Here is a 14,545-nt window from a genome sequence, read left to right on the forward strand (position 1 = left end):
CTACCGATTTTTAAGTTGAAAAGTGGCCGTGCAGCCATAAATTGTAACGGCAGACCAACGGCTAAAATAAGGGGGTTCTCATGCAAAAAATAACTACGCCGGTCGCTCGTTATCCTGATTTGTTCCGATCAGGTCTCATCCCGGGCGTATGGCTGGTGTTGGCTGTTCTGGTGTCGACGCTGTGGAGTCAACATTTGGCGGCCCGAGGCTTGCCGGATTTCACCGAACTTGTCGAAGAAAACTCCAGCGCCGTCGTCAATATCAGTACTACGAGTGAGCCCGCGGGTCGCCAGTCACGCTTTCAGGGACTGCCGTTTGACGAAGGGCAGCTCGATCAGTTGCCGCCGTTTTTGCAGGACTTCTTTCGTGGCCCGAATTCCCCGTTTGGTGGTGCTCCGGGAGGTAAACAGCCGGCACGTTCAATGGGCTCCGGGTTTATCGTTTCTAAAGACGGTTATGTTCTGACCAATAACCATGTGGTTGAAGGCGCCGATGAAGTGATTGTCCGGCTGAACGATCGCCGCGAGTTTGCGGCGACGATTGTAGGCACAGACCCTCGCTCCGATATGGCGGTTTTGAAAATCGAGAATGCCGATGACCTGCCTGTGGTTAAGGTAGGCAGTTCGGAAGAGCTCAAAGTGGGCGAGTGGGTATTCGCAATCGGCTCACCGTTCGGGTTCGATTACACGGTAACCGCCGGTATCGTCAGTGCACTTGGTCGATCTTTGCCCTCTGAAAACTATGTGCCTTTTATCCAAACCGACGTTGCCATCAACCCCGGGAATTCCGGTGGGCCTCTGTTCAACCTGGACGGTGAAGTGATTGGCATCAACTCTCAGATCTATACTCGTTCCGGTGGGTTCATGGGCGTATCGTTTGCGATTCCGATCGACGATGCCATGAGTGTGTTCCGTCAGCTTCGAGACGAAGGAACGGTCGCCCGTGGCTGGCTGGGTGTGCTAATTCAGGAGGTTAACCGGGATCTTGCCGAGACTTTTGGGCTGAAGAGGCCGCGCGGCGCTTTGATTGCTGAAGTGATGGTTAATTCGCCCGCTCAGGCGGGAGGTCTGCAGTCTGGCGATATCGTGCTGGAGTACAACGGCGAGGAAATTGAACTGTCCTCGGATTTGCCCCCGAAAGTCGGCCGCACGCCCGTGGGTGAATCGGCCCGGCTGACCGTGCTCCGAGGCGGCGACGAAATTGAGCTTGATGTGGAAATCGGAGAGTTGCCGGAGGATGGCCGTACCGGTCGCTCCAAGGCTCGTGACCACTTGGGCGGAAAAACCGGGGCCCTTGGTCTGACGGTTGAGCCGCTTACGCCTGAGAACGCTCGTGCCGCGGGTGTTGAAGGCGGGGTTTTGGTAACAGGCGTTGAGCGAGGGCCAGCCCTGAAAGCGGGAATCCGAACTCGAGACATCATCACGGAAATTAACCGCAAACCTGTGAATTCGCTGAAGGCGTTCCGGACGATCGCAGAAAGCCTGCCCGAAGGTCAGGCCGTTTCAGTTCGGGTAGTGCGTCAGGGGCGGCCAATCTATCTGGTGATGCGCCCCTAAGTTAGCCTGTTAGTCAAAGCTGTGCACTGGCTCCCGGGTGTGTCACGACATGCCCGGGAGCTTTTGCTATACTCGCCGGATATTCTCGAACCCTAGGTCATGGGATGGACCCGGTGACAATATGAAAAATAAGGAATTATCCCTCCGCCAACTGCTTAAGCTGCGCAATTCCTGGTTGGCATTGCTCGTTTTCATCGTCTCTGTTTGTGTCACTATATTGCTTTGGCAGGTGTCCATTCGCTTGGTCGAAGAACGTGCTGAAGCCAAGTTTCGGGCTCAATCTCTGCAGCTGAAAACAGCCATTGAAGAGCGCCTGCTTAACTACGAACAGGTGTTGGCTGGCAGTGCCGGCCTGTTCGCGGTTAAAGGCGAAGTCAGTCGTGATGAGTGGCGTGAGTACGTTGAGAAAGTCGATATCAACCGTTATTACCCCGGAATAGAAGGGATCGGTTACGTACAGAGGATTGGGGTTCGACAAATGGCGGACCACATTGCCTTTGTCCGGGCTGAAGGGGTGTATAAATATTTGGTAAAACCGTTGGGCACGGGGCCGTATTATTACCCCATGGTGTACCTTGAGCCCGGTACCGAGCGAAATCTGAGCGCCCTCGGTTATAACGCCTTTAGTGATCCTATCCACCGGGTGACCATGGAGCGGGCTCGGGATGATGCCAAACCCATGGTAACAGGTAAGGTCGTGTTGGTTCAGGAAGCTTTGGCCGAAGATCAGGCGGGCTTCCTTATGTACTACCCCGTTTATCAGGGCGGTGCCGTCCCGAGTGTCAGAGCAGAACGAAGGATGATGCTTGCCGGCTATGTATTCAGTGCCTTTCGCATGAATAACCTGCTGGATGGCATTGTCGGCCTGATTTCGCCCTTCCTTGATGTGCGCATATACGATGCCGCCGTCGTTTCCCGGAACACCCTCATGTATGGCTCTAACCTGGGGTCGCTGGATAACGAGTTCAGTTTCGAACTCAGTCAAACCGTCTCTCATGGTGGTCGAGAATGGCTATTGCAAACGCGTTCTACCCCCGCGTTTGACTATCTGGCCTCGGACCCGCGTCCTCCTATTGTGCTAGGCGCGGGATTGGCCATCAGTGTTCTGATGTATCTGTTTGTGCTCGCTCTGGTGCGGTCACGTTTGGGCGCTCAGGTCAGTGCGGGCCGATATCGGGCGATTACCGAAGGTGCGGCAAACGTAACAATGGTCATGAATCGGGCGGGTAACCCGATGTATGCGAGCCCGTCCGCCCGGGACATTCTCGGTTTTGATCCGGACCGGGTTTCGGAACTGGACTTCAAGTCATTGGTCAATCCCGATGATTGGGCGGGTTTGCGGCAGGCCTTCAAAGATGCCGTGTCTTCTCCGGGTAAACAAATGCCTGTGGTGCGGGCTCGTGTCAATGATGCCGACGGACATTGCCGCGACATGGAAGGCACCTTCACGTCTATGCTCGGCGTGCCCGGGGTGAGCGGGGTCGTGTTGAGCTTGCGCGACCTGACACAGTTAAAAGCGGCGCAATCGGAATTGCATCGGCTGGCTTTTTTCGATCCCTTAACCGGTTTGGCCAACCGGCAGTTGTTTCGTGATCGCCTGAATAGCGTTGTGCAACGGTCCCGTCGAAGCGGAGAACCGGCTGCTTTGATGTATCTGGATTTGGACGGGTTCAAACGGATCAACGATACCTTGGGGCATGATGCCGGCGATGAGTTGCTTCGGCAGGTGGCGGAGTGGCTACAGGGCTGTGTCCGGGAAGAAGATTCTGTGGCTCGCCTCGGTGGCGATGAATTTGTGGTGCTGCTTTCCCGGGTGAGTGGAACCGACGCCGCGGGCAAAGTTGCGGAAACGATTTTGCGGCGATTGTGCCAAAGGATACGGCTGAGCGATCACGACGTAGGTGTGACTGTCAGTATCGGTATTACCATGGTTCCTCACGACAGCGAAGACGTGGGTACACTCATGAAATATGCGGACCTGGCCATGTATCGGGCCAAAGAAATGGGCCGCAATAACTACCAGTTCTTTACCCCGGCGATGAATATCAAGGCTGCGCGTCGCATGCTACAACAGGAAGAGTTGGCGACAGCGCTGCAAGAAGACCGCTTTGTGCTGCATTACCAGCCGAAGGTGGATTTAGTGACCCAGAAGGTGATCGGCGTGGAAGCCTTCTTGCGTTGGCATCACCCCGAGAAGGGGTTGGTGCCCGCGCAGCAGTTTATTAATCTGGCCGAGGAAACCGGATTGATCATCCGGTTGGGTGAGCAGGCGTTCCGACAAGCTTGTATTCAGGTGCAGGCGCTGGAGCGTGCGGGCTTTGAATCCCTTAAAATGGCAGTTAATTTTTCGGTTCGCCAGATCACCGATACGGGCTTTTTGGACTTGATTCGGCGAGTGATTACCGAAACCGGTGTTACTGCGGATCGAATCGAATTGGAGCTTCCGGCGGAACTGCTCAATGAAGATCCTCGAATGCTGCGAGAATTGCTGGTATCTCTGAATGATCTCGGTGTTTGCCTGATTTTGGATGATTTCGGCAAGGGGTCGTGCTCTTTGGTTGCACTGCAACAGCTGCCTCTGGATGTTATCAAGATTGATCACGGATTTATTCGTGATATCCCCTACAACGTCAGTGCAACCGATGTCGCGTCGGCCGTTATCGCACTGGCGCACAAATTACACCTGACGGTCGTGGCCGAAGGTGTTGAAACGTTACAACAACTTGCCTTTTTGAAGTCCGCTGGCTGTGCTCAAAGCCAAGGCAATTTGTTCAGCTATCCGCTGGATGAAGATGCCCTTATCGGGTTCCTGATTCGCCAATATGAGAAGCCGCTTATTTCCTGATCATGGCAATAGCGGCCGGATACCGGTAAAATCACGCCGTTCCCGGACCCGTAGCGGCTATACCGGGCTCAATCCTATGTCTTATATGAGTAATCATTGTCTGTGACTGAACTGAGCCGAATCCGTAACTTTTCCATCATTGCCCACATCGACCACGGTAAATCCACGCTGGCGGATCGTTTCATTCAAAGCTGTGGCGGTTTGACCGAGCGTGAAATGGCCGCTCAGGTGCTTGACTCCATGGATCTCGAGAGAGAGCGGGGCATTACCATTAAAGCCCAGAGTGTAACGCTCAACTACACCGCTCGAGATGGCGAAACCTATAAATTGAACTTCATCGACACACCGGGGCACGTGGACTTCTCTTACGAAGTTTCTCGCTCTCTGTATGCCTGTGAAGGTGCGCTGCTGGTTGTGGATGCCGGCCAGGGCGTAGAGGCTCAATCAGTGGCTAATTGCTATACGGCGCTGGAGCAGGGGCTGGAGGTTGTTCCGGTACTGAACAAAATGGACCTTCCGCAGGCAGAGCCAGAGCGGGTGGCTGCCGAGATTGAAGATATCATTGGTATTGAAGCTCAGGATGCCGTGCGCTGCAGCGCCAAGAGTGGCTTGGGCGTTGAAGATGTCCTCGAGGATCTGATTCAGAAGATTCCACCGCCTAAAGGCGATCGTAGTGCACCGCTTCAGGCTCTGATCATCGACTCCTGGTTTGATAACTATCTGGGCGTTGTGTCGCTGGTGCGTGTTATCGAAGGTGTTCTGCGCAAGGGCGACAAGATCGTTATCAAATCGACCAACAAGGCGTGGAACGCTGACAAGGTCGGGATTTTTAACCCTAAGCCCACCGATACCAATATTCTCGAAGCGGGCGACGTAGGCTTTGTGGTCGCTGGCATCAAAGATATTCACGGTGCGCCGGTGGGTGACACCATTGTGCATCAGAAATACGCAGAAGAAACCCCGATGTTGCCGGGTTTCCAGAAGGTTAAGCCTCAGGTGTATGCGGGCTTGTTCCCGGTGAGTGCCGATGATTATGACGATTTCCGGGATGCGCTGGAAAAGCTGACCCTCAACGATGCGTCTCTGTTCTTCGAACCTGAAAACTCCGATGCTCTGGGCTTTGGTTTCCGTTGTGGTTTCCTGGGCATGCTGCACATGGAAATCATCCAGGAGCGGCTGGAGCGGGAATACGACATCGACCTGATCACCACAGCACCTACGGTTATCTATGAAGTCGTGACCAAACAGGGTGAGACGGTGTCGGTAGACAACCCGTCCCGGCTGCCGGATATTGGCTCGATTGAAGAAATGCGCGAGCCGATCGTCGAGGCCAACATTCTGGTACCCCAAGAGCATTTGGGCAACGTCATTGCTCTGTGCGAAGAAAAGCGCGGTGTTCAGAAAAACATGCACTTTATGTCGTCTCAGGTGCAGCTCAGCTACGAGTTGCCGATGGCCGAAGTGGTGATGGATTTCTTCGATCGCATAAAATCCGCAAGCCGGGGCTTTGCATCGCTGGATTATCATTTCGTGCGTTTCCAGGAAGCGAATCTGGTGCGACTGGACGTATTGATCAACGGTGAGCGTGTTGATGCTCTCGCTATCATCGTGCACCGTGATCTGGCGCACCGTAAGGGGCGCCAGCTGATCGAGAAGATGAAAGAGCTGATCCCGCGTCAGATGTTTGATATTGCGATTCAGGCGGCCATAGGTACCCAGGTAGTATCTCGGGTGACCGTCAAAGCCTTACGCAAAAACGTAACGGCCAAGTGTTACGGTGGTGACGTCAGTCGTAAGAAGAAGCTGCTTCAGAAGCAGAAGGAAGGCAAAAAACGCATGAAGCAGCTGGGTAATGTTGAGGTGCCTCAGGAAGCGTTTCTTGCTGTATTGAAAGTCGATAATTAATAAAACTAAGGCGCCCGATGGATATTGATTTTCCACTGGTATTGGTTGTTCTCACCTTTGTGACGGGTGTGGTTTGGCTGGCGGACAAGCTGTTTCTGAGAAAACGTCGTCTTGCCAACGCGAGCGAACAAGCCGAAGCGAACAGTCCGGAAGAGCCCAAAGAGCCCTGGCTGATTGATATCAGCCGCTCTTTTTTCCCGGTATTGGCCGTAGTTTTGGTGTTGCGTTCGTTCCTTATTGAGCCGTTTCAGATTCCATCAGGGTCTATGTTGCCCACGCTGGAAGTAGGCGATTTCATATTGGTGAACAAATACGCCTATGGCCTGAGGTTGCCGGTGGCGGGTACCAAAGTTGTCGAGATCGGCGACCCGGAACGTGGCGACGTCATGGTGTTCCGCTTCCCTGAAGACGGTGTAACCAACTACATCAAGCGGGTGATCGGTTTGCCGGGCGATACCGTTCGGTACCGTAACAAGCAGCTCTTTATCAATGATGAGCCGGTGCCTCGGGATTTTGTCGCGCGCTTGCCTCCGATGGAGCGCTGGCGTGAAACCATGGGCAGTGTCGAGCATGATATCTACCTTACCATGGGGCGAGTGTCTGGCTCGGGAGAGGGCGAGTGGACGGTTCCGGAAGGACATTACTTTGTGATGGGCGATAACCGGGATAATAGTAACGACAGTCGTTTCTGGGGCACGGTTCCGGATGAGCTGGTGGTCGGCAAGGCCTTCGGTATCTGGATGCACTGGAAATCTTTCACAAGTTTGCCATCTTTTGATCGAGTGGGTGGCATAGAATGAATTTGAAGATTTCGGAGCGAACACGTATGAAGAACGGATTTCCCGCAGGTATGAAGTACCAGCAAGGCAGTGGCTTGACGATGATGATCGTGGCCCTGTTTTTTGCCGGTTTGCTGACGTTTGCTCTTAAAGTGGGGCCGGCTTATCTTGATGATTACACGATTCAGGAAGCCCTCGAAAACCTTGAAAACATCGACGGCCTTTCCGAAATGGGGCCAGCTCAGGTGCGGGGAGTCATCAACAAGCAATTAAGCGTGAACAACGTACGCGGTTTTGATGCCAAGAATATCACTGTTGATAAGGACGGCGATCGGGTGCTCATAAACGTTGATTATGAGGTTCGCAACAATCTATTTGGCAGTGTCGACACCGTCGTTCACTTTCAACACGAGTATGAGTTTAAAGGCAAGTGAGTTCAAAACCAGATCTTGATCAACTCCAGCGCCGCATCGGCTATCAGTTCAAAGACCCTGAACGGCTGTTGCTGGCGCTTACCCATCGAAGCTTTGGCAACCAGAACAATGAGCGTCTGGAATTTCTTGGCGATTCCATCGTCAATATGGTGATCGCCGAACACCTGTTTTTGAAGTTCGAAGCCGCCCGCGAAGGCCAGTTGAGTCGTCTCAGGGCCCGTATGGTAAAAGGCGTTACCCTTGCCGAGATCGGCCGCGAGTTCCAGTTGGGGCAGTACCTGAGGCTGGGGTCGGGAGAACTCAAGAGTGGCGGTTTCCGCCGAGAGTCTATTCTGGCCGATGCGGTGGAATCGATCATCGGAGCCATCTATCTGGACAGCGATTTTTATACCTGCCGAGAGCAGGTATTGCGCTGGTTTACCGAGCGGCTTGCAGGTCTGGATGTACAGGATACCCAAAAAGACCCGAAAACACGGTTGCAGGAATATCTGCAATCGCGCCAGTTCCCGTTACCGCGGTACGAAGTGATCTCGGTGGAAGGCGAAGCCCATAATCAGACGTTCCATGTTACGTGCGCATTGTCGTCGCTGGACCGTAAAACCACTGGCACCGGCAGCAGTCGCCGAATTGCTGAGCAACAAGCCGCCCGCAGTGCCCTCAAGAAGCTGGGCGTGGAGAATTCATGATGAACGATATTACCACCCCGGACAATCCGAACAGCCGTTGCGGGTTTGTTGCAATCGTCGGGCGCCCCAACGTGGGTAAGTCGACACTGTTGAACCACATCCTCGGGCAGAAGCTCAGCATCACGTCACGTAAACCCCAAACCACTCGCCATCAGGTGCTGGGTATCAAGACCGAAGGGGACGTGCAGGCGATTTATGTGGATACGCCGGGCATGCATGAGGAAGAGCCGCGGGCGATTAACCGTTATATGAACAAAGCGGCGACCTCCGCATTGGTGGACGTTGACGTTGTCGTGTTCGTGGTTGACCAATTGAACTGGACCACCGCTGATGAGATGGTTCTGGAGAAGCTGGAGCGGGTTAAGTGCCCGGTTATTCTGGCCATCAACAAGGTTGATAAGCTGGAAAAGCGTGAATTGATGCTGCCACACCTTGAAAGCTTGGCCGCAAAGCGGGATTTCGCCGAAATTATTCCGTTGTCCGCGCTGCGGGAGACCAATTTGGAACCTTTGGAAGAAGCCGTCGGTCGTTTCCTGCCGCAGAGTGTGCATTTCTATCCGGATGATCAGATTACGGATCGCAGTCAGCGTTTCATGGCTTCAGAAATGGTGCGGGAAAAAATTACCCGCCAATTGGGCGCAGAGCTGCCTTATTCGGTTGCGGTGGAAATTGAAGAGTTTAAGCAACAAGGTAAGACCCTTCACATTTCTGCGCTGATTCTGGTTGAGCGTGACGGTCAGCGAAAGATTATCATCGGCGACAAGGGCGCTCGGTTGCGTCAGATCGGCCAGGAAGCTCGGATTGATATGGAGCGCATGTTCGATACCAAAGTCATGCTCAAACTTTGGGTCAAGGTTAAGCGTGGCTGGGCCGACAGCGACCGAGCCCTGAAAAGCCTGGGCATGAACGACCTCTGAGGTTGATATGAGAGGAGCGGTGCAACAAGAGCCCGCTTACGTCATCCATCGGCGGCCATGGCGGGAAACCACGTTGCAGGTGGATATCTTCACCTTGAACCATGGCCGTATGAGCGTTATTGCCCGTGGTGGCAACAGCGCTAAAAGCCCCCTGAAAGCTCAGCTTCAACCGTTCCAGCCTTTGTTGATTGACTGGACGGGTAAAAGCGATCTCAAAACGCTGGTGCAGCTGGAGCTTCGAGAGGCCCCCCGCTTAAGTCAAACCCGAGCATTGTATAGCGGGTTGTACATCAACGAACTGTTGCAGCGTGTTTTGCCTGCTGCAGACCCCCATCCGGAGTTGTTTGCCTGTTACATCGAGAGTCTTCAAGCTTTGGCAGGCGTTAAGGTGAACGGCGATGTCGAGCCGATATTGCGGCGCTTCGAGAGAGCCTTCGCCGCGGCTTTGGGGTACGATTTTTCATGGGATCAGACCACCGATACCGGAAGCCCGGTAGAGGTTGGACGGTATTATGGTTATGATCCTACTCAAGGAATTGTCTCCGCCAGTGGTGCTGACGCTCGTTTAGGGCGACTGCCAGGGGAAGCCTTGATTGCGCTGGCTGGCGATGATTACAGCGATGAGTCGGCGCGTCGAACAGCTAAGCGCGTGATGCGTGTACTTGTCGATTTTCTGCTGCAGGGAAAGCCGCTGCACAGCCGAAGTTTATTCAGTCATTCCGTTTCTTCATCAGAGAGAACCTTATGAACCCCAGAGTGTTGCTTGGTGTAAACATTGATCATGTGGCCACTTTGCGAGAGGCGCGGGGAACCCGCTATCCCGACCCGGTACAGGCCGCGTTGGTCGCCGAAGAGGCGGGGGCAGATGGAATCACGGTGCATCCGCGGGAAGATCGCCGACACATTCAGGATCGTGACGTCTTGCTGCTGAAGGACGTTTTGCAGACCAAAATGAATTTGGAAATGGCGGTGACCGACGCCATGCTGGCGTTTGCCGAACAGGTGAAGCCGGAGTGTGTCTGTCTGGTACCTGAAAAGCGCGAAGAGCTGACAACGGAAGGCGGGCTTGATGTTGTAGGGCAGGAAGATCGAGTCGCGAAAGCGTGTGAGCGATTGGCGAACATCGGGGCAGAAGTGTCGTTGTTTATTGATCCGGACCGGGCTCAGATAGATGCCGCTGTCCGTTGCGGTGCACCTGTGATTGAGCTCCATACGGGCGAGTACGCCGAAGCGGAAACGCCGGCGCAGGCTGAAGCTTCTGTGAAGATCCTCGAAGACGCGGTTGCCTACGCTCGTCAACAAGGGTTGATCGTGAACGCCGGGCATGGCCTGCACTACCACAATACGGAAAGAGTGGCGGCTATTCCCGGCATTAATGAGTTGAACATCGGGCACGCCATTGTTGCCCGAGCCGTGTTCACAGGACTGAAAGACGCGGTGAAAGACATGCGCGCGATTTTAGATCGCGCGCGGGCCTGAATCGCTTAGTAGGCTTCCGGCTGACGTTGTTGTTCACGGAACAGCGATTGCCAGTCGGTTTGCTCGCTCCAGTTCTGCAAGCGGTCGATCGCACAGGTGAGTTGATCTTTCAGAATTTCGCGGTCCGCCGCTTTGCATTTTAGCGCGGTTTCAAACCGGTTGGCGGCGGCTCTCAGTTCCGGCACGCCGCAATACCGGGTTGCCCCGTGCAGCTTGTGGATGCACTCCAATAATTCCTCATGATTACCTTCATCCCACAGAGCCTGAATCTTGGGCGCGTCTGAATGCAGTTGTTCCAGCAGCATGCTGAACAGCTCTTCGGCCAAATCTGCTTTGCCCGCAGCCAGCTGAATGCTTTCGCCAATGCTCATGCAATCCTGTTGTATGCGGCGATTTGACGGGCGAAGGATGCGTCCGGTGTCCCGGATTTCGGATATTTTGAAGGATGTACCGGAGGCTTTGCAGTCATAGCCGGTGTATTCGCGCACCAGCTCGTTCAATTGGCGGCTACTGATCGGCTTGGGCATATAACCGTCGAACCCCTGCTGTGAAAGCCGTTCCTGCTCATCTGCCAAGGCGTGTGCGGTTAGAGCGATGATTGGGGTGTAATGGGTGTCAGAATCCAAATCCCGAATACGTGCAGTCGCTTCAACACCATCCATGCCCGGCATTTGCAAGTCCATGAAAACCAAATCGAACGGCTTTTTACGAGCCTTCGTCAGAGCTTCGAAGCCACTGGACGCGCCTTCTGCATTGATTTTGCAGTCTTGAAGCAGCGTCATGACCAGTTTCAGGTTGGCTTCGTTATCGTCTACCGCCAGGATGCGGGGTGCTTTCACCTGATTGCGTTCCGGTATCGACACCGGTGTGTCTTCACGGTGGCCCGTGCGGATGCCGTGTATCAGTGCCAGTAGCTCGTCGTAAAGAGAATCCCGGCAAATCGGCTTGGTCAGGTGGCCGCTGGACAAACCTGAAAGCGGCGTGTCGAGTGTTTCCAGAGTGGGGGTTAAAAGCAGAGTTCGGCAGTCTCTTTCCACTTCCAGCGCGCGTAGCAAGTTGCCGTACTGGTTCGAGTTCAACAAGTGGCGTGTGATGCCAACGATCGCGGCGGCGTAGCCTTCCTGGTGCAGTTGAGCTTCTTCGACGTGCTCCTGTAAAGCTGCTGGCGATGACACCCGGTCCACCACCATGCCCCAGTCCCGCAACAAGTGTTCAACCGCAAGCCCGGTGGTTTTTTGCTGCTCAAGGTAAATACACGCTCGCCACGCAACGCTTCCTTGGGGGGTCTGTTGTCGGCGGGTGAAGACAGTTCCGGCGTAAGTGTGAACCAGAAAGTTGAACCTTTGCCCAGCTCGCTTTTTAGCCCGATTTCGCCGCCCATTTCTTCTACCAGGCGCTTGGAAATCGCAAGCCCCAGGCCGGTACCGCCATACTGGCGAGCTGTCGAAGCGTCTGCCTGACTGAAGGCGTTAAACAGGGATTGCTGTTGGGCACGGGATAACCCCACTCCGGAGTCGGTGATGCTCAAGCGCAAGGTGACGCGGTTGTTCTCGGGATCTTCTTCCTCAAGACTTGCGCGCAGCACCACTTCACCGGTTTGCGTGAACTTGATGGCGTTGTTGACCAGGTTAGTGATGACTTGTTTCACCCGTAATGGGTCGCCGACAATGTGGTCAGGTACATCGTTATAGACCAAGGGCACCAAGTCGAGATTTTTGGCGTGTGCCGCCGGTGCCAGCATAGTCATTACTTCTTCGACGATATCGCGAAGCGGGAAGGGCACTCTGTCGAGTAACAGCTTGCCGGCCTCGATTTTAGAGAAGTCGAGAATGTCGTTGATGATGGTGAGAAGAATCTCAGACGACTTTCGAATGGTATTGAGATGATCCCGCTGTTGCCGAGGCAGCGGGGTTTTTAGCAACAGTTCCGTGAAACCGATAATGCCGTTGAGCGGCGTGCGGATTTCATGGGACATATTGGCCAGGAACTCGGATTTGATCCGGCTGGCTTCGAGGGCTTCCTTGCGGGCAAAGTCCAGTTCGATGTTCTGGATTTCAATGGTTTCCAAGGTTTCCCGAAGGTCTTCGGTAGCCTGATCGATGTTCTGCTGCATTTCGGCTTGTGCCTTGCCGAGTTCCGAAGCCATGTCATTCAAGCCCGATTCCAGCTGCTCAAACTCCGGCCCTGCACCGGTATACACCCGGGTTTCCAGCTTGCCTTCTTTAAGTAATGCCACAGCCTCGTTTAGCTGGAACACCGGGTCGGTGAAAGCGCGGCTCAGGCGCATGGCAATACCCATACTCAGGAAAACGCCGCCGATGATCATCAGCAGTGAAATCAACAAGGCTTTGTAGGTTTCCTTTTCGGTGCGGGTGTGAGACATCTCGACCATCACCCAGCCCAATGGGTTCTGCGCTCGAGATGCGGTTAAGCGCGCCTCCGGGTCGATCATAGTTTCGATGCTCAGGTCCTGCAGGTGAACAGGGTTGATAAAGCGCGTGGTGTGATTGAGGGTCAGTTTAACTTCTTGATCGGGCTTAAAGGCGCTTGTGGGGATTTCTTCGGAACTACCGGGACCAGTGTGTAGAAGTCGCTTGCCTTCTGGAGTGAAGAAAGAGATCGAGCGAACGTCTTGCTCTTCCAGCAAGGCGTTGGAGAGGCTGCTGAGCAGACTGCGGTTGGCCGTAAACAGACCGTATTCGGAACCTGCTGCCAGTTGGCGAGAGAGGGATTCGCCACGGTCATGAAGCAGGCTTTCAATGTTATTTATCCAACTGTGGGTGAAGAACAGCCCCAGCAGTAGCGTTGTGACGAGGGTGGGAACAAGAGTTACCACCAAGACTTTTTTGCGAATGCCCCACCGCCGCATATCTTGTTCCTGTTATTCTCATGAGTCCCCGGCGATGCCGGAGAAGGCACGTTACTCATTTATAGCCAGAGGTCATGGATATAGCGATAAGCTGTATTGGGACATAGCGGCTATAGCGAGTATGATTCGAACCCGAAAGTGTATCACAGGGTTTCAATATGACTTTCCCCACTATTGAAGATTATGTCGGCCACACCCCGTTAGTGCGTTTACAACGCTTGCCGGGTGATACCAGTAACGTCGTTTTGGCGAAACTGGAAGGCAACAATCCTGCGGGCTCGGTGAAAGACCGACCAGCCATCAGCATGATTCAGGAAGCGGAGCGCCGTGGTGATATCAGCCCCGGTGATACCTTGATCGAAGCAACGTCGGGCAACACCGGGATCGCCCTTGCAATGGCTGCGGCCATCAAGGGGTATCGAATGATACTGATTATGCCGGATAACCTGAGTGAGGAGCGCCGGGCATCTATGCGCGCCTACGGGGCCGAGGTGGTCAATGTTACCCGGGAAGAGGGAATGGAAGGCGCCCGGGATCTGGCTATTCGTATGGAAGCCGAAGGTAAAGGCAAGGTTCTGGACCAATTCAGTAATCAGGACAACCCGTTGGCCCACTACCGCACTACCGGGCCAGAGATTTGGGAACAGACCAAAGGCCGCGTGACCCACTTTGTCAGCTCCATGGGGACCACCGGCACCATTATGGGCGTGTCCCGCTACCTTAAAGAGTGTAATCCGGATGTGCAGATCGTCGGGCTGCAACCGGAAGACGGTGCTTCTATTCCGGGCATTCGGCGCTGGCCTGAAGCTTATCTGCCAAAAATTTTCGACGCCGCAAGAGTGGATTCCGTGCTGGACATTGGTCAGCAAGAGGCGGAAGACACCATGCGGGCCCTCGCCAAAGAGGAAGGAATTTTTTGCGGTGTTTCATCTGGTGGTGCCATTGCGGCCGCGCTCAAGCTCTCCCGAGAGGTTGAAAACGCTGTAATCGTAGCCATTATTTGTGATCGCGGAGACCGATATTTATCCACCGGTGTGTTCCCGAGCGCATAAGCCGGAAACTGACAAGAGACTAA

General features: G+C 54.2%; 10 protein-coding genes and 1 pseudogene. 10 read left to right on the plus strand and 1 reads right to left on the minus strand.

Going from position 1 to position 14,545, the window contains the following annotated elements; all coding sequences use genetic code 11:
- Positions 1-80 precede the first annotated feature (80 nt).
- The 9 genes from DOQ08_RS00985 (at position 81) to pdxJ (ending at position 10,601) form a co-directional block, all read left to right on the plus strand.
- Entirely contained in the window at positions 81-1,556 is a 1,476-nt protein-coding gene (locus DOQ08_RS00985; RefSeq protein ID WP_165823574.1) for a DegQ family serine endoprotease, read from the plus strand.
- A gap of 121 nt (positions 1,557-1,677) precedes the next feature.
- Positions 1,678-4,401, plus strand: coding sequence for a bifunctional diguanylate cyclase/phosphodiesterase (locus tag DOQ08_RS00990; RefSeq protein ID WP_114333047.1), 2,724 nt, complete (start codon positions 1,678-1,680; stop codon positions 4,399-4,401).
- 102 nt (positions 4,402-4,503) lie between these two features.
- Positions 4,504-6,306, plus strand: coding sequence for a translation elongation factor 4 (gene lepA, locus DOQ08_RS00995; RefSeq protein WP_114333863.1), 1,803 nt, complete (start codon positions 4,504-4,506; stop codon positions 6,304-6,306).
- Positions 6,307-6,323: 17 nt separating this feature from the next.
- Complete coding sequence (gene lepB / locus DOQ08_RS01000) at positions 6,324-7,106, plus strand: signal peptidase I (RefSeq protein ID WP_114333048.1); 783 nt, start codon at positions 6,324-6,326, stop codon at positions 7,104-7,106.
- A gap of 26 nt (positions 7,107-7,132) precedes the next feature.
- Positions 7,133-7,519: a DUF4845 domain-containing protein gene (locus tag DOQ08_RS01005; protein ID WP_114333049.1), complete on the plus strand. Its 387-nt coding sequence runs from the start codon at positions 7,133-7,135 to the stop codon at positions 7,517-7,519.
- Positions 7,516-8,205 carry a ribonuclease III gene (gene rnc / locus DOQ08_RS01010; RefSeq protein WP_114333050.1) on the plus strand — a complete coding sequence of 230 codons (690 nt, stop codon included), beginning with the start codon at positions 7,516-7,518 and terminating at the stop codon, positions 8,203-8,205. Before DOQ08_RS01005 ends, rnc begins: the two co-directional genes overlap by 4 nt.
- Positions 8,205-9,122, plus strand: a complete 918-nt coding sequence (gene era / locus DOQ08_RS01015; RefSeq protein WP_114333864.1) for a GTPase Era — start codon at positions 8,205-8,207, stop codon at positions 9,120-9,122. Before rnc ends, era begins: the two co-directional genes overlap by 1 nt.
- 7 nt (positions 9,123-9,129) lie before the next feature.
- Positions 9,130-9,870, plus strand: a complete 741-nt coding sequence (gene recO, locus DOQ08_RS01020) for a DNA repair protein RecO (RefSeq protein WP_114333051.1) — start codon at positions 9,130-9,132, stop codon at positions 9,868-9,870.
- Complete coding sequence (pdxJ, locus tag DOQ08_RS01025) at positions 9,867-10,601, plus strand: pyridoxine 5'-phosphate synthase (RefSeq protein ID WP_114333052.1); 735 nt, start codon at positions 9,867-9,869, stop codon at positions 10,599-10,601. Before recO ends, pdxJ begins: the two co-directional genes overlap by 4 nt.
- Before the next feature lie 5 nt (positions 10,602-10,606).
- Here the strand turns inward: pdxJ and DOQ08_RS16130 are convergent.
- Positions 10,607-13,470 (minus strand): annotated as a pseudogene (locus tag DOQ08_RS16130) (ATP-binding protein).
- Positions 13,471-13,628: 158 nt separating this feature from the next.
- Here DOQ08_RS16130 and cysM point away from each other — a divergent pair.
- A complete protein-coding gene (gene cysM / locus DOQ08_RS01035) occupies positions 13,629-14,522 on the plus strand; it encodes a cysteine synthase CysM (protein WP_114333053.1) in 894 nt (297 codons plus the stop codon).
- Positions 14,523-14,545 lie beyond the last annotated feature (23 nt).

Source organism: Marinobacter litoralis (assembly GCF_003336705.1).
Classification (GTDB): Bacteria; Pseudomonadota; Gammaproteobacteria; order Pseudomonadales; family Oleiphilaceae; genus Marinobacter; species Marinobacter litoralis.

What these genes read in the sequence shown, in the direction of transcription:
- DOQ08_RS00985 (WP_165823574.1), top strand. Translation starts at nt 81, where the DNA reads ATGCAAAAAATAACTACGCCGGTCGCTCGTTATCCTGATTTGTTCCGA.
- DOQ08_RS00990 (WP_114333047.1), top strand. Translation starts at nt 1,678, where the DNA reads ATGAAAAATAAGGAATTATCCCTCCGCCAACTGCTTAAGCTGCGCAAT.
- lepB (WP_114333048.1), top strand. Translation starts at nt 6,324, where the DNA reads ATGGATATTGATTTTCCACTGGTATTGGTTGTTCTCACCTTTGTGACG.
- DOQ08_RS01005 (WP_114333049.1), top strand. Translation starts at nt 7,133, where the DNA reads ATGAAGAACGGATTTCCCGCAGGTATGAAGTACCAGCAAGGCAGTGGC.
- era (WP_114333864.1), top strand. Translation starts at nt 8,205, where the DNA reads ATGAACGATATTACCACCCCGGACAATCCGAACAGCCGTTGCGGGTTT.
- recO (WP_114333051.1), top strand. Translation starts at nt 9,130, where the DNA reads ATGAGAGGAGCGGTGCAACAAGAGCCCGCTTACGTCATCCATCGGCGG.
- pdxJ (WP_114333052.1), top strand. Translation starts at nt 9,867, where the DNA reads ATGAACCCCAGAGTGTTGCTTGGTGTAAACATTGATCATGTGGCCACT.
- cysM (WP_114333053.1), top strand. Translation starts at nt 13,629, where the DNA reads ATGACTTTCCCCACTATTGAAGATTATGTCGGCCACACCCCGTTAGTG.